The organism is Symbiopectobacterium purcellii, assembly GCF_052050035.1.
In the GTDB taxonomy this organism is placed as follows: Bacteria; Pseudomonadota; Gammaproteobacteria; order Enterobacterales; family Enterobacteriaceae; genus Symbiopectobacterium; species Symbiopectobacterium purcellii_A.
In genome coordinates this window covers 2,241,512-2,261,972 of sequence record NZ_CP189882.1, presented here as the reverse complement: position 1 = coordinate 2,261,972, position 20,461 = coordinate 2,241,512, and the positions used below count along the sequence as shown (strand labels likewise).

Sequence of the window (20,461 nt, the reverse complement as noted above, 5' to 3'; positions counted from 1 at the left end):
CAGTATCTTAAATTATTCAACAAAGCCTGACCAGATGCGAGATTTCACCACGCGTTGGCGTTTTTATGCTGATACTGACGGTTTTTGCCCGCCTACTGACCAGAGAGTAGTCCGGGCAGCGCAGTGGCAGGCTCATCAGTGTAAAAACCGAGTCGACAAAGCCCTGTAATGCCCGGAGCGACAGGTTAAACACGCGCTTTATCATCAAAACCGTGGTAACAGCCATATCGGTGTAGTAAAGCGGCCGACCACGACCTTCAGGCGAAGAACTGTCAGTCCATGCAGCGATGGCCGACTCATCAAGCCAGACCGTCAGGGAGCCGCGTTGTCTGAGTGCTTTGTTGTAGGTGGGCCAGTTGGTGATTTTAAACTTTTGCTTTGCCATGGGGAGCTGCTATCGGGAGCGATGATAGTGCTTTGATCCGGCGATCCCCTGAAAGTTCGATTTATTCAACAAAGCCAGGTCGGATAACATTTTAAATACAATAAAATAAAAAGCAGTTTATCTAATGGGGTTGGAGACTGTAAAATAATCTGTGTAAATGGCATTTTGAGGAAAACCTTCAAAGGATAACAAAATGCCTATCAGCAACGAACTTATTGACCAACTGCTTCAAGATTGTCACTCCCCTCAGGATCTGCTGGGTGAATCAGGCCTACTCAAGGTGCTGACTAAAAGACTGGCGGAACGGGTTCTTGAAGCTGAGATGGAGATGCACCTTGGGTATGCTAAGCATGACCCGGCTGGTAATCATTCAGGCAACTCACGCAATGGCAAGACATCCAAGAGCGTACGTAGCCAAAATGGGGAGATCGAGCTCGATATTCCGCGCGACCGCAACAGTACCTTCGAGCCGACACTGATCGGTAAGCACGAAAAACAGCTTAACGGCTTCGATGACCGCATTATTTCTCTCTATTCCAGAGGGTTATCAACCCGTGATATTCAGGCACACTTTAAAGAAGTCTACGGGGTCGATGTTTCCGCTGGCTTCATTTCTCAAGTGACCAATGCTGTGATGGATGAAGTTAAGCGCTGGCAGCAACGGCCGCTGGATGCGCTTTATCCCATTGTTTACCTTGACTGTATTGTTGTCAAAAGCCAGGACGGCGGAGCCGTGGCCAACAAGTCTGTTTATCTGGCCCTCGGCGTCAACGGCCAGGGCGAAAAAGAGCTGCTGGGGCTATGGATAGCCAAAACTGAGGGGGCCAAGTTCTGGTTATCTGTGATGACAGAACTGAAAAATCGTGGGCTAAAGGACATCTTCGTCGCCTGCTGCGATGGCCTGAAAGGCTTTCCTGATGCCATTGAAGCTGTTTACCCGCATACGCGGGTACAGCTCTGCATTGTGCATCAGGTGCGGAACTCGCTGCGCTACGTCGGCTGGAAAGAGCGTAAGGCCGTTGCTGCTGACCTGCGCACCATCTATAGTTCCGCAACGCTAGAGGGCGCTGAAGAGGCCCTGGATGCCTTCGCGGCCAAATGGGATGAGCAGTTCCCGACGATCAGCCCGTCGTGGAGAAATAATTGGGAACGTCTCATCGTCATTTTTGACTTTCCGCCGGAGATCCGCAAGGTTATCTACACCACCAACGCAATAGAGTCGTTAAATGCTTCATTGCGCAAGATAACGAAAACGCGACGAATATTTCCAACGGATGACTCGGTGATAAAATTACTCTATCTAGCCTTGCATAATATCTCTGCTAAATGGACCTTGCCAATCAGAGACTGGAAACCTGCTATGAGCCAATTCATGTTGATGTATGGAGAACGAATCTCCGGTTAAGCAATGGAGCCATTTACACAAAATTCTTTACAGACTCTGGGGTTGGGATAAATCCTTTCTGCCCTGCACCCATCTGCCGCTCGTGATCTTTTCGATTCTTTTTCCGATAAATCAAATAACAAGCTGAAAATTCAGCGGCTAAATTTTTCAATTCTTCGACTCATAATCCAATGATTGCTTTACATAAACGATTATCTCGTAACAACCGCTCTTTGTTGATCATTTCAAACCTTTATTCTCTAAGTTAAACCTCTTTTTATTCTCAATAGCCTGACAAAAAATGCAAGTCTCTATTCAGCAACTAGTTTATTGGCTTTCCCTGCGTAACTTTGGGCGGCCATTCCCATCAGCACTGCCGTGAACACATATTGTTGTAGCCGTCTTGCAAGTAAACGCGTCATGTTACTCTCCACACCATGAATAAAAGGAGGAACACAAGGATCATCGTTCATCCTGGTTCAGGGTGTTTTTGCAAGAGTGACGCCAACCGGGTTACCAGCTTGTTACTGATTTAAGACAGTTGCTTTCTCAAAACGAGAAACCGCTGCGCTGCTGCCGTTGTTGCGCATTGAGCAATAATAAATCGCTATCCATTGACCATGCGCGCAGCGTGTTTACGAGCAATCGCGCGATATAGCGGTGCAGGGAAGAAGATCGATAACGGTGCAGAGCGTCGATTTTTTGCACTATTAACGAGAGTAGCGATAAGGTATAGCCAAGCGACTTAATTTTGATTACACCATATGGACTGAGAACAAACTCTCTGTATCGCAACCCATCTCTCTTTTTTTGCTTTTTGCTTGTGCCCATTTATGCTCAATTGGGTTAAGATCTGGCGAATATGTAGGCAAATACTCCACCATATACCCTGCATCGATGATGACTTGTTGAATATTATGTTTTTTGTGAAAAGTGGCATTGTCCATCATGATTACACTGTTTTTAGGGAGTACTGGGATAAGGACTTGTGTGACCCAGGCATAGAAAACATCGCTGTTAATATTGATATCAAATAATCCGATAGCAAACAGCGTTGTGCCTAATAAAGCGCCGATAACATTTGTTCTTCCCCTAGCTCCCCAGTTCTTCAGGCCAAAACACCGTTGACCTTTTGGGGAATAGCCGTGAGTCCGTGGGGCATCGTGTGAAAAACCACTTTCATCAATAAAAACAATAGGTTTACCTTCTTTTTCATACTGTTGTTTTTTTTGTTGAAATCCCTGCCGGGCGTTTTCGTCGGCTTTCGGATGACGTAGAGTTTTTTTTATAGGTCAATCCCAGCTTTTTAAGCGCTTGCCAAATGGCCTTCTGACAAACGCCAAAACGCTCTGCACGTTCTTTTTGGTAAGCATCTGGATATTGTTCAACATCTTTTATCAACTCGGATTTATCGATCTTTCGCTGACGCGTGGTCGATGCTTTTGACTCTATTTGATTAATCCAACGCGATACAGAGGCAGGGCCAATCCGAAATTGCTTCGCTGTTTCTCGGATACTCAACCCTTCGTTTTTCCGTGTAGATATCACTTTACGTCTAAAATCAATTGAATAGCTCATTTAAATAATGTAATCAAAATTAAGTCGTTTAGCTATATTGCTATTTCTCGCTTTGAGAAACGGTGTTCGAAACCCCGCCGTTGGCGTGAATGCCGGGCAAGGTAAACAGACGACAGGTATTGCGATACAGCGCGTCCGCTATCACCTCAGGCGGCTCCGTACGCAGCTCACACAGGGTGTGAAACACATTGGCCGCACGCTCGGGGCGATTGGGTTGTCCCTGAAAACCATTGAGCGGCATATCGGGCGCATCGGTTTCCAGCAACAGGCTGTCTAGAGGAAGGCGAGAAATCGCCTGACGGGTTTTATTGGCGCGCGGATAGGTGATGGTGCCACCGACACCAATGCAGTAACCCAATTTGATAAATGCTAGCGCCTGCTGCTCGCTGCCGGCAAATCCGTGCACCACCCCTTTGCGCAGCACATCGATACGGCGTAACAGCTGTGCCAAACGGTCGTGTGTACGTCTTGAGTGCAGCATCACCGGTAAGTCGTAGCGCTTCGCCAACGCCAGTTGCTCTTCCAAAAGTTCGCATTGACATTCGAAACGGGGCTCGGCCATATACAGATCCAACCCGATTTCTCCTACCGCGATCAGCCTGTCATCGCGTTGGCGTAGTTGTTGTTCAAGCAGATCCAGATCGCTGTCCTGATGATGAGCAACGTAGAGTGGATGCAGGCCAAGCGCAGCAAAGAGCGATGGATGAGTGTGAGAAAGCGCAGTGATGCGCGCAAAATAGCGGGACTCAACCGCAGGCACTAGGATATGCGTTACCCCGGCCGTTGCGGCGAGCGTAATACTTGCCACTTCATTTTCGCTTAACGGCGGAAAATCAAAGTGACAATGGGTATCTATAAAGGAAAACTGCCTGAGGAAATGATCCATGCCTTAGTGTAACGCGGCCTTTGCGCAACGTTAAACAAGCGCACCGTAAAATCAGTAAACGCTAAAGAAGTCAGCGCTAAATCAGTGCAGCGTTGGCGAACCTTTTCCCGCCTGCACAATAGAATCAGACAGCTCATCGTCCTCTTGCAGGCCGTAATCTTCCTGCAAGATGCCGGCAAGATAATCATTGTTACTTTCCAGCCAGGCACAATCGCTGTCAAACCATTCGGCCCAAAGCGCCCAGAAGTTCCCTCTCAACTGCTTCCATCGACCTACCACGATATCGCTATTCATCACGAACCTCCCGAACAAACCGCACCGTAATCACACCAACGTTCAGCAAGCATCGCAAACAGTATGCGGGGTGACGATGACAATCTTATTATGGTTCAGATTGATTTTCGTTAACACCCCGTGCGCAGACTAAAATTTCAGACAAATGGCGATTGTGAGTGCCGTTGCTAAGGTCGCTTACGTCCCGCGAACAGGCTGACCAAAAACAGGATGATCCCGACAATAAAGACAATTTTGGCCGCACCCGCTGCGTTACCAGCCAGTCCACCGAATCCCAATGCCGCCGCAATGAGTGCGATCACCAGAAAAATAATGCCCCAACGAAACATACGCTCTCCTTACCTTAAAGAGGGTGAGTGGCGCTCGTCCTGAGGTTAATTACGCATACCGCTGCGTTTCCACCTGTATTGTGTTTTAACGACACCAAGTACTAATTGGCTTGAGGATGGCGGAGGGTAACCCTCCGCCGACTACGTGAGCATTAAAGGGCGACAGGCCCGTTAATGGGTGACAGTTAGATCATTTTTAACGCTTTTCACACCGGATACTGCCTTAGCAATACTCTCTGCGCGCGCTGACTGCGCAGTGTTTTTCACGTTACCGCTCAGTTGCACCACCCCTTCCTGGGTTTCCACTTTCACGTGGCGCGAGGGTACGATTTTGTCAGCCAGCAGTTTGGCCTTGATGCTGCTGGTGATAACCGCATCATCGGTATAAGAACCCACTGACTGGGTGGCATTATCCTTGATTTGCAGTTTGTCGCTCACCGACTGCACGCATTCGGTCTTGGTCGCCACCGCCACAGGCTGTGCCGCCACAGCCTGGCTAGGAACAAAGCCGGTCAGCGTAACCACGCCTTTGGTGGTCGAGACGGAGATATCTCCGCTCTCGATCCCCTTATCATCCATCAGGGCACTTTTCACCTTGGCGGTGACGGTGCTGTCGTCCATATACCCAGAGGCTTTCTGGAGAGAACTGTCAATCTTTGCGCCCGTCGTTGTCGCAGCCTGCTGCACTTTCTGCCACAGCGTCTCTTATGCCAGTGCGTTCCCCGCCGTCAGCAGAGTACCCAGTACAACAGCCATCATCGTTTTTGCGTTAAGGATGTTTTTCATCGATTATTTCCTTTTGCTAGGGTCCACGCGGACATCAATCACGCTGGTGTTGGTACTCAATGCAACTCAGCAAAAAACAAGCGTTTAACGTTACCAAAGATCACGTAGTCGATATAACGCACTACATGTTTTATCACAAGCAGTGAAACTCACTAATTGTTAACGCGATATTAACTATAGTGCATGGAACGACGATTCCTAGAGGAATAGGGCGGAAAAGTCCCCTAACGGCGGCATTTCGGATTTGTCCGTGGGAAAAAAAGGTGAGTGAAAATCGAATAAAATCAGTTTAATTAATTGATAAATAACCAAAAAATAAAACCGGTGTTTAAAAAGCCGGACGCTATGCACGAATCCTTTTAAACGCCGGTTTTTTAACCGACTACACTACACCGCTCTCGCGGAAAAATCAGTGTTCGCGGGTTTTGAAGAAGGTGACGTCCGGGTAGCGTTCCTGCGTCAAATTCAAGTTCACCATGGTCGGTGCCACATAAGCCAGGTTGTCGCCGCCATCGAGCGCCAGATGCAATTCGTTCTTGCGCTTAAACTCTTCAAATTTCTTCGCATCAGCACACTCTACCCAACGCGCAGTGGAAACGTTGACCGATTCATAGATGGCCTCCACGTTGTACTCTGACTTCAGGCGCGCCACCACCACGTCAAACTGCAACACCCCTACGGCACCGACGATCAAATCGTTGTTGGCAAGTGGACGGAACACCTGCACCGCGCCCTCTTCCGAAAGCTGCACCAGCCCTTTAAGCAACTGTTTCTGCTTTAGCGGATCGCGCAGACGGATACGGCGGAACAGTTCCGGCGCAAAGTTCGGGATACCGGTGAATTTTATTTCTTCACCTTGGGTAAAGGTATCACCAATCTGGATGGTGCCGTGGTTATGCAACCCTATGATATCGCCAGGGAATGCCTCTTCCACATGGGAACGATCGCCCGCCATAAAGGTCAGCGCGTCGGAAATGACCACATCCTTGCCGGTACGCACCTGACGCAGCTTCATGCTCTTTTCATATTTGCCGGACACTACGCGCATAAAAGCCACGCGGTCGCGGTGTTTCGGGTCCATGTTCGCCTGAATCTTGAACACGAAACCGGTGAACTTCTCTTCCTGTGCGGTAACGGTACGGGTGTCGGTATTGCGCGGCATCGGCGCAGGCGCCCAGGCAACCAGTCCATCCAACATGTGATCAACGCCGAAGTTGCCCAGCGCGGTGCCAAAGAACACCGGCGTCAAGGCACCAGACAGGAAAGCCTCCAGCTCAAACTCATGAGAAGCCCCCTGCACAAGCTCCAGTTCCCCACGCAGCTGTGCGGCCAGATCTTCACCGACGGCTTTATCCAGATCCGGGTTATTCAAGCCTTTGACGATGCGCACTTCCTGAATCGTGTGGCCCTTACCGGTCTGGTAAAGGTAGGTTTCGTCTTTGTACAGGTGGTAAACGCCCTTGAACAGCTTACCGCAGCCAATCGGCCAGGTGATCGGCGCACAGTCGATTTTCAGTTCACTCTCGACCTCATCCAGCGCTTCCATCGGATCGCGGATATCACGGTCGAGCTTATTCATAAACGTCAGGATCGGCGTATCACGCAGACGCGTCACTTCCATCAGCTTGCGGGTACGATCTTCCACCCCTTTTGCGGCATCGATCACCATCAGGCAACAGTCCACCGCAGTCAATGTGCGGTAAGTATCTTCAGAGAAGTCTTCGTGCCCTGGGGTATCCAGCAGATTGACCAACGCCTCCCGATACGGGAACTGCATCACTGACGTAGTGATGGAGATACCACGCTGCTTTTCCATCTCCATCCAATCTGACTTGGCGTGCTGGTTCGAGCCGCGCCCTTTCACCGTCCCGGCGGTCTGAATGGCCTGTCCGAACAGCAGCACCTTTTCGGTAATGGTGGTTTTACCGGCATCGGGGTGAGAGATAATGGCGAACGTTCTGCGTTTCGCAACTTCGCGGGCGTATTCACTTGGAGACATGATTTTCAGGTTTCTTATGTTAACCACCCGGCGAGAGCATCGGCATCAGGATGTTCGCGTCAGGCAAAGTGGGAAAAAAACGTATTAGCCGGGTATTTTCCCTGATTTGTGGGTGAGACACAATCAATCGGCGCATATTCACGCAATACGCTGGAAATATAGCCAAGCGACATTATTTTGATAACAGCCAGCTATGCTTCTTTGCCGCATATCAGGGCATAGGATGTAATCATTTTTAAGTCGGTTGGCTATAAAAGGCAACGTATCGCCACAAGCACCAGTGAAAGAAATCTGGCATGCTGTTTTCACCCAGCCCCGTCAGCTACCCATCAGGAGCAACGATGAAAGATTGGAACCCAGCGCTCTATTTACGCTTTGCCGACCAACGTACCCGGCCGGCGCAGGAATTGGTTGCCCGCATTGCCCATCCGAATACCCACACCGTCAGCGATCTGGGCTGTGGGCCGGGGCCCCATTCCCACTCGAAACGCAACAAAACGGTAGAGGCTTACGCCACCAGTAAGTGCGTTAAAAATACCTCATTGGGGGAACGATAGCCCAGCGATTTTCTGCCCCTTGTATTGAGTATGTGTTCGAGTTCGGCAATCTTACGATGACTGACCTGACTGAAGTCTGTTCCCTTTGGGTAAAAACGTCGTATCAGCCCGTTGGTGTGCTCATTCAAGCCCCTCTCCCAGGAATGATAAGGATGGGCAAAGTAGACCTGCGCCCCTGTGATTTGAGTAATTTGCTCGTGCAGAGCGAATTCAGGGCCGTTATCAGCTGTTAGGGTCTTAAACTTGCAAAAGGTATTAGCTTCAATGTCCCTGAAAGCAGCAACCACAGTCTCCGCACGCTTATTAGGCAGTTTGCGAATGATGACGGTTTTCAATGCTTTATCTACGATGGTTAACAAGAATGACTTCTGGTCTTTGCCAAAAATAGTGTCAATTTCGAAGTGGCCAGGCTCCTGTTTAAGCTCGGCTTGAGCTGGGCGATACTCAATACCAACACGGTTGGGAATAGGGCCTGATTTGAGGTTTTCGGCATTGTACCTGTAACGTTTTCCCCGATGAGGAAGTTGCTGATATAGCTCCCCGCCAGCCTGTCTCTCCTGCAGGATATAGCGATATAGCGTATTCTTGCTGACAGATATACCGAATTCCAGGTGCAAACGGCCACTGATGATTTCAGGTGAAGAGTGAGTGGAAAGCGCCTGCCTGATGAAGTTCTGAATGTGTGGCTCCAACGGGTAAAAAGCATTGTTTGGCAGAGGCTTATGACGGCGTTCCCGGGCCAGAGTGTCCGCCCTTCTACAGCAGTAGACACCATTGAAAGTAGGGTCGGTATTGCGTCTGAGTTCCCTGCTGATGGTCGAGCGAGGCAGAGCAAGCTCTCTGGCGATGGTAGCTTGGTTGACACCTTCACCACGCCGCTTTTCGATGTAGAACCGTTCTTTCTGAGTCAGATGTTTTCCCTGCATGCAACAGGCTCTCCAGTATGGCCAGAACGGTGATTTTATCCGACTCTGGCAAGTGGGTCACTTTGTTGCGTTTCGAGTGGGAATGGGGCTTCACACACACCAACAAACATCGCTGCCAGCAGCAGTGCCAACATCCCGTTAATTTTAAATTTCATATTTAAAATTAACAACAAAACGACACCCAGAGCCACCCATATAATGGGCAGCGCCTCAATAATGAAATTCATATTTTCCCCGTCAACATTCAATAAAAAAGCAAAATTAGTCAGACATTTCTTTTCTACATACAGACCACAACAAAACATGTCATACCAATCAAGCGCCCGTAATGCGCCAAAAACTGTGATGAAGATTGAAATTTTTTTAAGGGGAAAATGACTCGCGCATTGACGTGACTAAAATCACAAAAATAAATGTAACGTATCCGATAAATACGTAATTAATGAGAAATGTATTATACCAATAAGGTAGAAATGGGAACCAAAAGACGGGAGGTGGGACGGCAGCACGCCATAACGCGCGCCACCGTTACTGATCTATCGCTATTACTCAGGCTTGTCCGTTTTCTCTTCCGGGCCAGACGCTGAGGTATTCTCGTCATCGTCTTCTTTTACCGGCGTATTGGCGGTGAGCAGATAGGGGGACTGCTGCCAGCGGCTTCGGCGATACTGCAACAGGGTGCGGGCCAGAATAATACCAATCGCTAATGCCAGCAGAATCATCAGGCGCAAGATATTGGTGGTATTGTCGACCTGCTTGGCTTCGGTTGCCAACACGTGGGTATCGAGCGTCATGCGCAGAAACCCGATCGGGCCATCCTTGCCGTTGATGGGTTGCACAATCTGGTGGTTGAAATAGCTCCCCACCCGTTTGCCATCCAACGCCAGCCGGTCGCGCACCACAACCTCTTCCCCGGTGCGAGCAATCAATGAACAGTCTTGTTGATAAAGTGCTGCGTCAAGAATGCGACTATTTTGCGTTAACTGCGCCAGCATCGTGCTAATTTTCTGGCTGTTATCATCGTTGCTTTCCATCAGCGGCGTGAGGCTGAACGCCACCTGCCGCGCCAGCGTACGCGCAATGTCTTCAACCTGCTCGGAACGCGCCATTTGATGACTCAAGCTGAAATAGGACGCCCCCTGCATCAATGCGACCAGCAGCGCCAGGCAGATCAGCACAATAGCGGTGCGGTGTAAGCGGAATTTTAACCGGGTGTGGACCATGAGAATCCCTGAGCGATTTGCATACTTTCATGTTGCCAGAAGCGATAGCGATAGGATAGCTTGTTGCCCTGTTTTCTGAGTGATGTTCTGTTATGTTTACCCGCGTCAGTACGCGCTATTTTTGCCAGAAGAGGATGCCCCATGCCGAATAGTCAGACCTACCGCGATCTCCCTAACGAGATTAACTGTTGGCCGGGACTGCCGTTATCACTCAGCGGTGATGAAGTGATGCCGCTCGACTACCGCGCGGGGGAAACCGGCTGGCTGCTGTACGGCGACGTATTGGATAAAAACCTGCTCTCGCGTTACCAGCGCAAGCTCGGTGCAGCGATGGTGATCGTTAGCGCCTGGAACGTGGAAGATTATCAGGTGGTGCGTTTGGCCGGTTCGCTCACGCCGCGCGCCACCAAACTGGCCCATGAACTGGGGATGGATGTGGCCCCGATGTGCAACACCCCGACGCTGAGTGCGCCCGGTTTGCTGGTGATGGACATGGATTCCACCGCCATCCAGATTGAGTGTATTGATGAAATCGCCAAACTGGCCGGCACCGGAGAGAAGGTGGCTGCGATCACCGAACGGGCGATGCGTGGTGAGCTGGATTTCTCCGCCAGTCTGCGCGAGCGCGTGGGCACCCTGAAGGGTGCCGATGCTGATATCCTGCAAAAAGTGCGTAAAAATCTGCCGTTGATGCCAGGGCTGACCTACATGGTTGAGCAGTTACAGGCTGCGGGCTGGCACGTTGCTATCGCCTCCGGCGGCTTTACCTATTTCGCCGATCATCTGAAAGAGAAGCTCGGCCTGGTGGCCGCAGTGGCTAACGAAATGGGCCTGCGCGACGGTAAGCTGACCGGCGAAGTGATAGGTCCGATTGTCGATGCCAAATATAAAGCCAAAACCCTGCGCCAACTGGCGGAACAGTTGGCGATCCCCGAAGAGCAGACCATTGCCATCGGTGACGGGGCCAACGATCTGGTGATGATCAAGGCATCTGGACTCGGCATCGCCTATCATGCCAAACCCAAAGTGAATGAGCAGGCGCCCGTCAGCATCCGTCACGCCGATTTAACCGGCGTCATGTGCGTACTGAGCGGCAGCCTGCGGCACGAAAAACGCTAACAGCAGTGAGGTGAACCGTGGCAAAAGCCGTTAAACGCGCCTTCGTTTGCAACGAATGTGGTGCCGACTACCCACGCTGGCAGGGCCAATGTAGCGCCTGCAACGCCTGGAACACCATTACCGAAGTGCGGCTGGCCGGCGCCGCGACGTCTCGCACCGGCTATGCAGGCGACCATGAGGGCATCAGTCGGGTACAAAAGCTGTCTGACATCAGCCTGGAAGCGCTGCCGCGTTTTTCCACCGGCTTTAGCGAGTTCGACCGCGTGCTGGGCGGCGGCGTGGTGCCCGGCAGCGCCATTCTGATCGGTGGCAACCCCGGCGCGGGGAAAAGCACCCTGCTGCTGCAAACCCTGTGCAAACTTTCCGAGCAGATGAAAACCCTGTACGTCACCGGCGAAGAGTCGCTACAGCAGGTGGCGATGCGTGCGCACCGCTTGGGCCTGCCGACCCAGCATCTCAACATGCTGTCCGAAATCAGCATCGAGCAAATCTGCCTGATTGCCGAACAGGAACAGCCCAGGCTGATGGTGATCGACTCGATTCAGGTGATGCATCTGGCCGATATCCAATCTTCGCCCGGCAGTGTGGCACAAGTGCGGGAAACCGCCGCCTATCTTACCCGCTTTGCCAAAACGCGCGGTGTCGCTATCGTGATGGTGGGCCACGTCACCAAAGATGGTTCATTGGCGGGTCCCAAGGTGCTGGAGCACTGCATTGACTGCTCCGTGCTGCTCGACGGTGATGCCGATTCCCGTTTTCGCACCCTGCGCAGCCACAAAAACCGTTTCGGTGCCGTCAACGAATTAGGGGTGTTCGCCATGACCGAGCAGGGATTGCGCGAAGTCAGCAACCCTTCCGCCATTTTTCTCAGCCGGGGTGATGAAGTCATGTCCGGCAGCTCCGTTATGGTGGTGTGGGAAGGCACGCGTCCACTGTTGGTAGAGATTCAGGCGCTGGTCGATCACTCGATGATGGCTAACCCGCGTCGCGTCGCCGTCGGTCTGGAACAGAACCGACTGGCGCTCCTGCTCGCTGTGCTACACCGCCACGGCGGGCTGCAAATGGCGGATCAGGATGTGTTCGTGAACGTGGTCGGTGGCGTAAAAGTCACCGAAACCAGCGCCGACCTGGCACTGCTGTTATCGCTGGTGTCCAGCCTGCGCGACAGGCCGCTACCCCAAGATCTGGTGGTGTTCGGCGAAGTGGGGCTATCCGGCGAGATAAGGCCTGTGCCCAGCGGTCAGGAGCGAATTTCCGAAGCCGTCAAGCACGGCTTCAAACGATCCATTGTCCCGCATGCCAATGCGCCAAAACGCACCCCCGCCAACATGCAGGTGTTTGGCGTGAAAAAGCTGACTGACGCGCTGGCGATCCTCGATGATCTTTAACGTCTAACCTGCGGGAACATGCGCGCAGGTTGAGGATGCTTGTGGTATCTTGGTTTAGCATGCTAAACACTCGTGCTAAACCAAGAGAGCCTGACAATGTCATTTTTTGATTACCTGAAACCCGCCATCCGTAAGAAAGGGTGTACCCTTCAGCAGGTTGCCGACGCAACCGGCATGACCAAGGGCTATCTCAGCCAGTTGCTGAATGCCAAGATCAAAAACCCCAGCTCTCAAAAGCTGGAAGCACTGCACCGCTTTCTGGAACTGGAATTTCCTCGCCACGATAAAACCATCGGGGTCGTGTTCGGCAAATTTTACCCGCTACATACCGGCCATATCTATCTGATCCAGCGCGCCTGTAGTCAGGTTGATGAATTGCATGTGATCCTGGGTTACGACGAATCGCGTGACCGTATGCTGTTTGAACACAGCGCCATGTCGCAGCAACCCACCGTGAGCGATCGTCTGCGTTGGCTGCTACAAACCTTTAAATATCAGAAAAATATCCGCATTCACGCCTTTAACGAAGAAGGTATGGAGCCCTACCCGCACGGTTGGGATATTTGGAGTCGCGGCATCAAAGCCTTTATGCAAGAAAAGGCGATTGAACCCAACTTTGTCTACACCAGCGAAGCCAAAGATGCCCCGCAGTATCGGGAACAGTTGGGCATCGACGCCGTATTGGTTGACCCAGAACGCTCATTTATGAACATCAGCGGCGCACAGATCCGCCACGATCCGTTCCGCTATTGGGATTATATTCCCACCGAAGTGAAACCCTTTTTCGTGCGTACCGTCGCCATTCTCGGCGGTGAATCCAGCGGTAAATCGACGCTGGTCAACAAGCTCGCCAATATCTTCAACACCACCAGCGCCTGGGAGTTTGGCCGGGACTATGTTTTTTCCCATCTGGGCGGCTACGAGATGGCGCTGCAATATTCCGACTACGACAAAATCGCGCTAGGACAAGCTCAATACATTGATTTTACAGTAAAATATGCCAACAAAGTGGCTTTTATCGATACCGATTTCATCACCACTCAGGCATTTTGCAAGCAGCATGAAGGGCGCGAACATCCCTTTGTTCAGGCGTTGATTGACGAATATCGGTTTGATTTGGTGATCCTGCTGGAGAACAATACGCCGTGGGTCGCTGATGGTTTACGCAGTCTGGGTAGCAGTACCGCACGTAGCGCATTCCAAACGCTACTCAAAACCATGCTGGTGAAGAATAACGCCCCTTACGTACACGTGACAGAATCCGATTATGACTCGCGCTTCCTGCGTTGCGTGGAACTGGTGCAGCAAATGTTGTCGCACCGTACGTCTGGCGGGCCGGATTCGCCGACGCTGTAATCACCACTGCCAACGGCGAGAGGGTGTCAGAATGGCGGGCAATGGGATGTCCCACGCTTCGTTAGGGATGGCATCAACCTGCTGACAGTCATGGGCCAAGCCAATCGGGTACGGCCCTTGCTGCTGCCAGCCCTGTAAGGTCCGGTCATAAAACCCACCGCCCATGCCCAGACGTTGTCCCTGCGCATCAAACGCCACCAGCGGCGTAAACAGCACATCGAGTTGGGTTAGCGGCAACACGCGACGCACATCCAGACGCGGCTCAAAGATCTTCAGACGGTTCTTCACCAGCGGTGTCTGCGCATCGTAGTGCAAAAACAGCAAATGCCCCGGCGAAAACGGATGCAGTACCGGCAGATACACCGCCTTTCCCTGCTGCCACAGACGGGCAATCAACGGCTGGGTATCCAACTCACCGTCAAACGATAAAAACAGCGCAATCCGCTGTGCCTGCTGCACTTCAGGTTGTTCCAACGCTCGTTCAGCAATCTGATGGGCAAACCGGGTTTGCTGCTCCTGCGTAAGCGCTCGACGCAATTGACGCACGCCATCGCGCATGGCCTGACGCTGTTGCTGTGGCGAAACGGACATGGACGTAGAAGTCATAGGCAATAACAGGCAAAAGAAAGGAGAGAGGGGATCTCCGAGATGCCGCCGCAGGTGGTAACCCTTGAACCCTTGGTTCAAGGTGAACATACCTTCGCAACCATAAGGCTTCTCGGACGAACCGAGCATGCTCACCGGCTGCGGAGCGTTACATTCTGTTGGTTTGAAATATCGGCTCAGGGGACTGACCCGCAGACAAACACCTCAGAGAAATTTTATTCTTTACTCGTGAATAACTCTATCACGCTTTATAGCGAAAAACATCGGGCAACTAACAAAAATCGATTTAAAAAACCAAAACGCTAACCCCTCTCGACTCACTCGAAAGGCGTACCCTGACGCTTGCTAATGCGCCCTTGCTCCAGCAAAGCCTGCTCAATGGTCTGCTGCAACATACGGATGCGCTGCTCCATATTCGTCGCGTAATCGCGCGTTTTCAGACGCTCTTGCGCCAATTCATGACACACGTTCAGTGCAGCGATAAACACCAATTGTTCCGTGTTGGTCACGCGTGTGCGTACTTTGAGATCCTGCAACCGCTGGTTAAGATCTTCCGCAGCCTGATTCAACGCTTCCTGTTGTTCCGGCGGACAATTGACTCTTAACGAACGGCCAAAGATTTGAATATCTACTGGTTGTGCAGACATGCCCCTTTCCTGCCTCGTTTCGTTTTCTGCGCCGCAGAAAAAATTCATATCACGGACTGGCTACAGCCCCTTAACGCGGGCGCCACTATAATAACTCAACATAGAAGAAACAAGCCCTTTCTGGCATAGCAGCCGAGCTTGGTGGTAGCATAACACGATACCAACCCGCCAACGATGAACAAAGCACATGTCCATAGAAACCACATATCCCGGCTATGAAACCCTAGACGCGCTCCTGACACAGCAACAAGTTGCACTGACGGCAGCGGAAATGCACGGGCTTATCAGCGGTATCCTGTGCGGGGGCAACACCGATGACAGTTGGAAAACATTGTTACACGAGCTGACAAACGATGGTCTGGCATTCTCTCACCTGGTTTCTCAACCGCTGCAAACGCTGTATCAGGTCACCAAAGAAGCGTTGGAAGAGAGTGAATTTGAATTCCAACTGCTGCTGCCGAATGACGACAACACGGCGGTAAGCGTGTTTGTTCGTGCCGACGCGCTGGCCGGATGGGTCAACCACTTTCTGCTCGGGCTGGGCGTCGTTCAGCCGCGCCTGAGCAAGGCGCAGGGCGAGTTGAAAGAAGCCATCGACGATTTGCGCAATATTGCCCAGCTCGGCTATGACGAAGATGAAGATCAGGAAGCGCTGGCGCAATCGCTGGAAGAAATCATCGAATACGTTAGAGTTTCCGCCATTCTCTGCCACAGTGAATATACACGCCCGGTACAGACCGCACCGGAGAAGAAAAAACCAACGCTACATTAATCGCGCATCCAGCCTTACCCGCAGGGATTCTCATGTAGGAAGGGGATTACCGAATGCGCATCACACAGGAGCAGGTGATGATTCAACAAGACGCTTTTGGTCAGGAATATACTCGCCGCCGCCAGCAGTTGCTGGAAAAAATGGCTCCCGCCAGCGCGGCGATCTTTTTTGCCGCACCGGAAGCCACACGCAGCGCTGACAGTGAGTACCCTTATCGCCAGAACAGCGATTTCTGGTACTTCACCGGGTTTAACGAGCCGGAAGCGGTGCTGTTACTGGTAAAAAGCGATGAGCACCATCACCACACCGTCCTGTTCAACCGCGTGCGCGATGTCACGGCAGAAATCTGGTTCGGACGCCGTCTGGGGCAGGAAGCCGCCTCGTCGCGTTTGAATGTCGATCGCGCGCTGCCCTTTAGCGACATCAATGCACAGTTGCACCTGCTGCTCAACGGACTGGACGTGGTTTACCACGCGCAGGGGCTGTACGAGTACGCAGACCGCCTGCTGTTCAACGCACTGGAGACGCTGCGAAACGGCACGCGTCAAGGGCTTATCGCACCGCCGACGCAGACCGACTGGCGTCCCTGGGTGCACGAGATGCGCCTGTTTAAATCCCCAAAAGAGCGAGAACTGATGCGCCGGGCCGGAGCGATCACGGCTAAGGCCCATACCCGCGCCATGACAAGCTGCGAACCCGGAATGTATGAATACCAGTTGGAAGGGGAAATTCATCATGAATTTACCCGCCACGGTGCGCGCTATCCGTCATATAACACGATTGTCGGCAGCGGTGATAACGGCTGCATTCTGCACTACACCAAGAACGAACGGCAAATGCGCGACGGCGATTTGGTGCTGATTGACGCCGGTTGTGAATATCAAGGCTATGCCGGTGATATCACGCGGACCTTCCCGGTAAGTGGAACATTCAGCGCCCCGCAGCGCGCGATTTACGACATTGTGCTGGCTTCACAGCGCAAGGCGCTGGCGCTGTTCAAGCCTGGTGTCAGCATTCGTGAAGTGAATGAGCAGGTGATTCGTATCATGGTCGAAGGACTGGTTAAGCTCGGTGTGCTGAAAGGCAACGTCGATGAACTGATCGCCGAGCAGGCGCACCGCGCGTTCTACATGCACGGACTTAGCCATTGGCTGGGATTGGACGTGCACGATGTCGGCGATTACGGTGCGTCAGAACGCAGTCGTTTGCTGGAATCCGGCATGGTGCTCACGGTCGAACCGGGGCTCTATATCGCACCAGACGCCAAAGTGCCTCATGAGTATCGCGGCATTGGTATCCGCATCGAGGATGACATTCTGATTACTGACAGCGGCAACGAAGTATTGACGGCGGACGTTGTGAAAGACGCCGACGACATTGAAGCGTTGATGGCACAGGCCCGTGCCGCACGTCAGGCAGTGAGATAGTTGCCATGACGATCCTGATAGTTGGCGGCGGTATGGCGGGAGCAACGCTGGCGCTGGCCATTTCCGCCCTTTCCGGCGGCACCCTTCCCGTCGAGGTGATTGAAGCTCACTCACCGCTGGACAGCGCACATCCCGGCTTCGACGCTCGCGCTATCGCACTGGCGCAAGGCACCGTGCAGCAGCTCAAGCGTGTCGGTGTCTGGCAGGCTATCGCCAGTGAAGCGGAACCCATCACCACGGTGCACGTCAGCGATCGCGGCCACGCCGGCGTGGTCAACATGCAGGCCAGTGATTATCGCACCGCCGCGTTGGGTTACGTGGTGGAGCTACATCAGGTTGGGCAAACCCTGTTTCGGTTACTCCACAATGCACCGGGCGTGCGTATGCACTGTCCGCGCAAGGTAGTACAAGTTGATCGCAACACCGAACAGGCCACCCTGCAACTGGATGACGGCAGTACGCTGCACGGACAGCTCTTGGTGGCGGCAGACGGCTCTTCCTCCGCGCTGGCGCAGGCCTGCAGTATGCAGTGGCAGACAGAGGAGTATCCGCAGTTTGCCGTTATTGCCAACATCCGCACCCAACTGCCTCACGCGGGCAAAGCCTTTGAGCGCTTTACCCCTGACGGCCCGTTGGCACTGTTGCCAATGCGCGGTGGACGTAGTTCGTTGGTATGGTGCCACCCGTTATCAAACCAGACGCAGGTGGGCGCCTGGAGCGAGGCAGAATGCCGCGCGGCGCTGCAACGCGGCTTTGGCTGGCGATTGGGCGCCATTACCCAGATCGGCGAACGTCACACCTATCCACTGCGATTGGTTACGGCGGCACGTCATATTGCGCACCGTGTGGCGCTGGTGGGCAATGCGGCGCAAACGCTGCACCCGATTGCCGGGCAGGGATTCAATCTTGGGCTACGCGACGTGATGTCGCTGGCAGAAACCCTGACACAGGCCGCTGCGCAACAGGAAGACACCGGCAGCTATCACGTGCTGAGCCGCTATGCCCAGCGCCGAGAACCCGATCAGCAGGCGACCATTGCGCTGACAGACGGTCTGGTACGCCTGTTCGCCAACAGCGTTACCCCGCTGGAGGTGGGCCGCAATCTGGGTTTGATGACCATGAATACCGTTGCGCCCGTGCGTGATACCTTTGCACGCCGCACCTTGGGTTGGTTCAGTCGTTAATGCAAGCAACAGGAAACAGGGCTTATGCAATCATTTGATGTGGTTATCGCGGGCGGCGGCATGGTTGGTCTGGCATTAGCCTGTGGGCTGCAACAGTCCGGGCTTCGCATTGCAGTTCTGGAACAACGCATGCCACCACAAACGGCAGCGGACGGGGCTTATGCACTGCGCGTCTCTGCCATTAACGCGGCCAGCGAATGCCTGCTGCGCCATCTTGATGTCTGGCCTGCGATCGAAGCACAACGCATCAGTCCGTATAACGCCATGTACGTGTGGGACAAAGACAGCTTTGGCAACATCCACTTCGACGGCGAGGCCTATGGTTTTTCCCGCCTCGGCCACATTATCGAAAACGATGTCATTCAACGCGCCCTGTGGCAACGAGCCGAAAAAGCAAAAGACATTACCCTGATGGCACCAACGGTATTGCAGCAGGTGGCCTGGGGCGAAAATGAAGCGTTTATCACGCTGGACGATGGCACCATGCTCACGGCACGCTTGGGAGTCGGCGCAGACGGTGCGCACTCCTGGCTACGCCAGCAGGCCGATATTCCGCTGACGTTCTGGGATTACGGTCATCACGCACTGGTGGCAACGGTACGCACCGAACGTCCGCACGACGGCGTGGCACGCCAGGTGTTCCACGGCGATGGCATTCTGGCGTTTCTACCGTTGGCGGAGGCAAACCTGTGCTCAATTGTCTGGTCGCTGCCACCGTTGCAGGCCGAATCCATGCTGGCACTGCCCGAGGAAGACTTCGACCAACAAGTGGCGATCGCCTTTGATATGCATCTTGGGCGGTGTACCACCATCAGTGCCCGGCAAACACACCCGTTAACCGGGCGCTATGCGCGCAGCTTTGCCGCGCACCGACTGGCACTGGTGGGCGATGCTGCACACACCATCCACCCGCTCGCCGGACAGGGCGTCAACCTCGGGTTGATGGATGTCGCCACGCTGATTGCCGAAATCAAACGGCTACAAGGGCAGGGCAAAGATTTCGGGCAACACCTCTACCTGCGACGTTATGAACGCCAGCGCAAGCACAGTGCCGCGCTGATGTTGGCCAGCATGCAAGGATTCAGAGCGCTGTTTAACGGAGAGAACCCGGCGAAAAAACTGCTGCGCGATGTCGGTCTGACGTTGGCAAACCATCTGCCGGGGGTAAAACCGGTGCTGGTGCGTCAGGCGATGGGATTAAATGACCTGCCGGAATGGCTGGCACACACCGCTACGCCGCAGTAGAGGAAGCGGTACGCCTGAGTGGGCGTACCGTTAACATTACTTCTTTTCGTGGCGCGTCGCCTTGTCCAGATAGCCCATCAGAAACGCCGACAGCACAAACGTCAGGTGGATAATCACATACCACATCAGCTTGTTATCCGGCGTGTTGCGCGCATCCATAAACACGCGCAGCAAATGGATGGAAGAGATGGCGACGATCGATGCCGCCACTTTATTCTTCAGTGAGCCGGAATCCATTTTGCCGAGCCAGCTCAGTTTCTCCCGATCCTCATCAATGTTCAGCGTCGAGACAAAAAACTAGTTGCTGAATAGAGACTTGCATTTTTTGTCAGGCTATTGAGAATAAAAAGAGGTTTAACTTAGAGAGGCT

Annotated in this window: 22 protein-coding genes, 1 other RNA gene and 4 pseudogenes; 9 read left to right on the top strand and 18 right to left on the bottom strand. The window is 52.9% G+C overall.

Going from position 1 to position 20,461, the window contains the following annotated elements; translation table 11 throughout:
* Positions 1 to 40: 40 nt before the first annotated feature.
* Positions 41 to 385 (bottom strand): annotated as a pseudogene (locus ACQGXV_RS16240) (transposase); the annotation flags it as partial.
* 193 nt (positions 386 to 578) lie between these two features.
* On the opposite strand from ACQGXV_RS16240, the gene ACQGXV_RS16235 reads away from it, so the two are divergent.
* Positions 579 to 1,790 (top strand): IS256 family transposase, encoded by a 1,212-nt coding sequence (locus ACQGXV_RS16235; protein WP_440862551.1) that lies wholly within the window; start codon positions 579 to 581, stop codon positions 1,788 to 1,790.
* A 13-nt stretch (positions 1,791 to 1,803) separates the two neighbouring features.
* Here the strand turns inward: ACQGXV_RS16235 and ACQGXV_RS16230 are convergent, their stop codons facing one another.
* The 10 genes and pseudogenes from ACQGXV_RS16230 to ACQGXV_RS16185 all read right to left on the bottom strand — a co-directional run bounded on the left by ACQGXV_RS16230 (position 1,804) and on the right by ACQGXV_RS16185 (position 7,902).
* Positions 1,804 to 1,941, bottom strand: a complete 138-nt coding sequence (locus tag ACQGXV_RS16230) for a hypothetical protein (protein ID WP_440866922.1) — start codon at positions 1,939 to 1,941, stop codon at positions 1,804 to 1,806.
* Positions 1,942 to 2,318: 377 nt separating this feature from the next.
* Positions 2,319 to 2,564, bottom strand: coding sequence for a hypothetical protein (locus tag ACQGXV_RS16225; protein WP_440866921.1), 246 nt, complete (start codon positions 2,562 to 2,564; stop codon positions 2,319 to 2,321).
* The gene (locus ACQGXV_RS16220; RefSeq protein WP_440862665.1) at positions 2,525 to 3,058 is read right to left on the bottom strand and encodes an IS630 family transposase; all 534 of its coding nucleotides are present in this window, start codon (positions 3,056 to 3,058) and stop codon (positions 2,525 to 2,527) included. The genes ACQGXV_RS16225 and ACQGXV_RS16220 overlap by 40 nt, the downstream gene beginning before the upstream one ends.
* Positions 2,982 to 3,347, bottom strand: coding sequence for an IS630 transposase-related protein (locus tag ACQGXV_RS16215; RefSeq protein ID WP_440862584.1), 366 nt, complete (start codon positions 3,345 to 3,347; stop codon positions 2,982 to 2,984). The genes ACQGXV_RS16220 and ACQGXV_RS16215 overlap by 77 nt, the downstream gene beginning before the upstream one ends.
* A gap of 40 nt (positions 3,348 to 3,387) precedes the next feature.
* Positions 3,388 to 4,233: a TatD family hydrolase gene (locus ACQGXV_RS16210; protein ID WP_440866920.1), complete on the bottom strand. Its 846-nt coding sequence runs from the start codon at positions 4,231 to 4,233 to the stop codon at positions 3,388 to 3,390.
* A gap of 81 nt (positions 4,234 to 4,314) precedes the next feature.
* Positions 4,315 to 4,527: a CsbD family protein gene (locus ACQGXV_RS16205; RefSeq protein WP_440866919.1), complete on the bottom strand. Its 213-nt coding sequence runs from the start codon at positions 4,525 to 4,527 to the stop codon at positions 4,315 to 4,317.
* 167 nt (positions 4,528 to 4,694) lie between these two features.
* Complete coding sequence (locus tag ACQGXV_RS16200) at positions 4,695 to 4,856, bottom strand: DUF1328 domain-containing protein (RefSeq protein WP_440866918.1); 162 nt, start codon at positions 4,854 to 4,856, stop codon at positions 4,695 to 4,697.
* Positions 4,857 to 5,027: 171 nt separating this feature from the next.
* Positions 5,028 to 5,642: pseudogene (osmY, locus tag ACQGXV_RS16195) on the bottom strand (molecular chaperone OsmY).
* A gap of 409 nt (positions 5,643 to 6,051) precedes the next feature.
* Complete coding sequence (gene prfC / locus ACQGXV_RS16190; protein WP_440866917.1) at positions 6,052 to 7,641, bottom strand: peptide chain release factor 3; 1,590 nt, start codon at positions 7,639 to 7,641, stop codon at positions 6,052 to 6,054.
* A gap of 138 nt (positions 7,642 to 7,779) precedes the next feature.
* Positions 7,780 to 7,902: a hypothetical protein gene (locus tag ACQGXV_RS16185; protein WP_440866916.1), complete on the bottom strand. Its 123-nt coding sequence runs from the start codon at positions 7,900 to 7,902 to the stop codon at positions 7,780 to 7,782.
* 80 nt (positions 7,903 to 7,982) lie between these two features.
* Here ACQGXV_RS16185 and ACQGXV_RS16180 point away from each other — a divergent pair.
* Positions 7,983 to 8,111 (top strand): annotated as a pseudogene (locus ACQGXV_RS16180) (trans-aconitate 2-methyltransferase); the annotation flags it as partial.
* Between the two features lie 38 nt (positions 8,112 to 8,149).
* On the opposite strand, the gene ACQGXV_RS16175 reads toward ACQGXV_RS16180, so the two are convergent.
* The 3 genes from ACQGXV_RS16175 to ACQGXV_RS16165 all read right to left on the bottom strand — a co-directional run bounded on the left by ACQGXV_RS16175 (position 8,150) and on the right by ACQGXV_RS16165 (position 10,347).
* Positions 8,150 to 9,124 carry an IS30 family transposase gene (locus ACQGXV_RS16175; RefSeq protein WP_440866915.1) on the bottom strand — a complete coding sequence of 325 codons (975 nt, stop codon included), beginning with the start codon at positions 9,122 to 9,124 and terminating at the stop codon, positions 8,150 to 8,152.
* A gap of 35 nt (positions 9,125 to 9,159) precedes the next feature.
* A complete protein-coding gene (locus ACQGXV_RS16170; RefSeq protein ID WP_440866914.1) occupies positions 9,160 to 9,372 on the bottom strand; it encodes a GntT/GntP/DsdX family permease in 213 nt (70 codons plus the stop codon).
* Positions 9,373 to 9,669: 297 nt separating this feature from the next.
* Positions 9,670 to 10,347, bottom strand: a complete 678-nt coding sequence (locus ACQGXV_RS16165; protein WP_440866913.1) for a YtjB family periplasmic protein — start codon at positions 10,345 to 10,347, stop codon at positions 9,670 to 9,672.
* Positions 10,348 to 10,488: 141 nt separating this feature from the next.
* Between ACQGXV_RS16165 and serB the strand changes: the two genes are divergently transcribed.
* From serB to nadR, 3 genes are all read left to right on the top strand, one after another.
* Positions 10,489 to 11,466: a phosphoserine phosphatase gene (gene serB, locus ACQGXV_RS16160; RefSeq protein ID WP_440866912.1), complete on the top strand. Its 978-nt coding sequence runs from the start codon at positions 10,489 to 10,491 to the stop codon at positions 11,464 to 11,466.
* 17 nt (positions 11,467 to 11,483) lie between these two features.
* On the top strand, positions 11,484 to 12,854 hold the full coding sequence (gene radA / locus ACQGXV_RS16155; protein ID WP_440866911.1) for a DNA repair protein RadA: 1,371 nt from the start codon (positions 11,484 to 11,486) through the stop codon (positions 12,852 to 12,854).
* A gap of 96 nt (positions 12,855 to 12,950) precedes the next feature.
* Positions 12,951 to 14,210 carry a multifunctional transcriptional regulator/nicotinamide-nucleotide adenylyltransferase/ribosylnicotinamide kinase NadR gene (nadR, locus tag ACQGXV_RS16150; RefSeq protein ID WP_440867458.1) on the top strand — a complete coding sequence of 420 codons (1,260 nt, stop codon included), beginning with the start codon at positions 12,951 to 12,953 and terminating at the stop codon, positions 14,208 to 14,210.
* On the opposite strand, the gene ACQGXV_RS16145 is transcribed toward nadR, so the two are convergent.
* From ACQGXV_RS16145 to zapA, 3 genes are all read right to left on the bottom strand, one after another.
* Positions 14,211 to 14,801: a 5-formyltetrahydrofolate cyclo-ligase gene (locus ACQGXV_RS16145; RefSeq protein ID WP_440867457.1), complete on the bottom strand. Its 591-nt coding sequence runs from the start codon at positions 14,799 to 14,801 to the stop codon at positions 14,211 to 14,213.
* A 45-nt stretch (positions 14,802 to 14,846) separates the two neighbouring features.
* A non-coding RNA gene (gene ssrS / locus ACQGXV_RS16140) (6S RNA) lies at positions 14,847 to 15,030 on the bottom strand.
* 103 nt (positions 15,031 to 15,133) lie between these two features.
* Entirely contained in the window at positions 15,134 to 15,463 is a 330-nt protein-coding gene (gene zapA, locus ACQGXV_RS16135) for a cell division protein ZapA (RefSeq protein ID WP_440866910.1), read from the bottom strand.
* Positions 15,464 to 15,650: 187 nt separating this feature from the next.
* Here zapA and ACQGXV_RS16130 point away from each other — a divergent pair, with 187 nt between their 5' ends.
* From ACQGXV_RS16130 to ubiI, 4 genes are read left to right on the top strand one after another with little or no spacing between them, the layout of a single operon-like run.
* Positions 15,651 to 16,235 carry a YecA/YgfB family protein gene (locus ACQGXV_RS16130; RefSeq protein ID WP_440866909.1) on the top strand — a complete coding sequence of 195 codons (585 nt, stop codon included), beginning with the start codon at positions 15,651 to 15,653 and terminating at the stop codon, positions 16,233 to 16,235.
* 53 nt (positions 16,236 to 16,288) lie between these two features.
* Positions 16,289 to 17,662 (top strand): Xaa-Pro aminopeptidase, encoded by a 1,374-nt coding sequence (gene pepP, locus ACQGXV_RS16125; RefSeq protein WP_440866908.1) that lies wholly within the window; start codon positions 16,289 to 16,291, stop codon positions 17,660 to 17,662.
* A 5-nt stretch (positions 17,663 to 17,667) separates the two neighbouring features.
* Positions 17,668 to 18,846, top strand: coding sequence for a 2-octaprenyl-6-methoxyphenyl hydroxylase (ubiH, locus tag ACQGXV_RS16120; RefSeq protein ID WP_440866907.1), 1,179 nt, complete (start codon positions 17,668 to 17,670; stop codon positions 18,844 to 18,846).
* A 24-nt stretch (positions 18,847 to 18,870) separates the two neighbouring features.
* Complete coding sequence (ubiI, locus tag ACQGXV_RS16115) at positions 18,871 to 20,091, top strand: FAD-dependent 2-octaprenylphenol hydroxylase (protein WP_440866906.1); 1,221 nt, start codon at positions 18,871 to 18,873, stop codon at positions 20,089 to 20,091.
* 36 nt (positions 20,092 to 20,127) lie between these two features.
* Here ubiI and ACQGXV_RS16110 read toward each other — a convergent pair.
* A pseudogene (locus tag ACQGXV_RS16110) lies at positions 20,128 to 20,385 on the bottom strand (YqhA family protein); the annotation flags it as partial.
* Positions 20,386 to 20,461 lie beyond the last annotated feature (76 nt).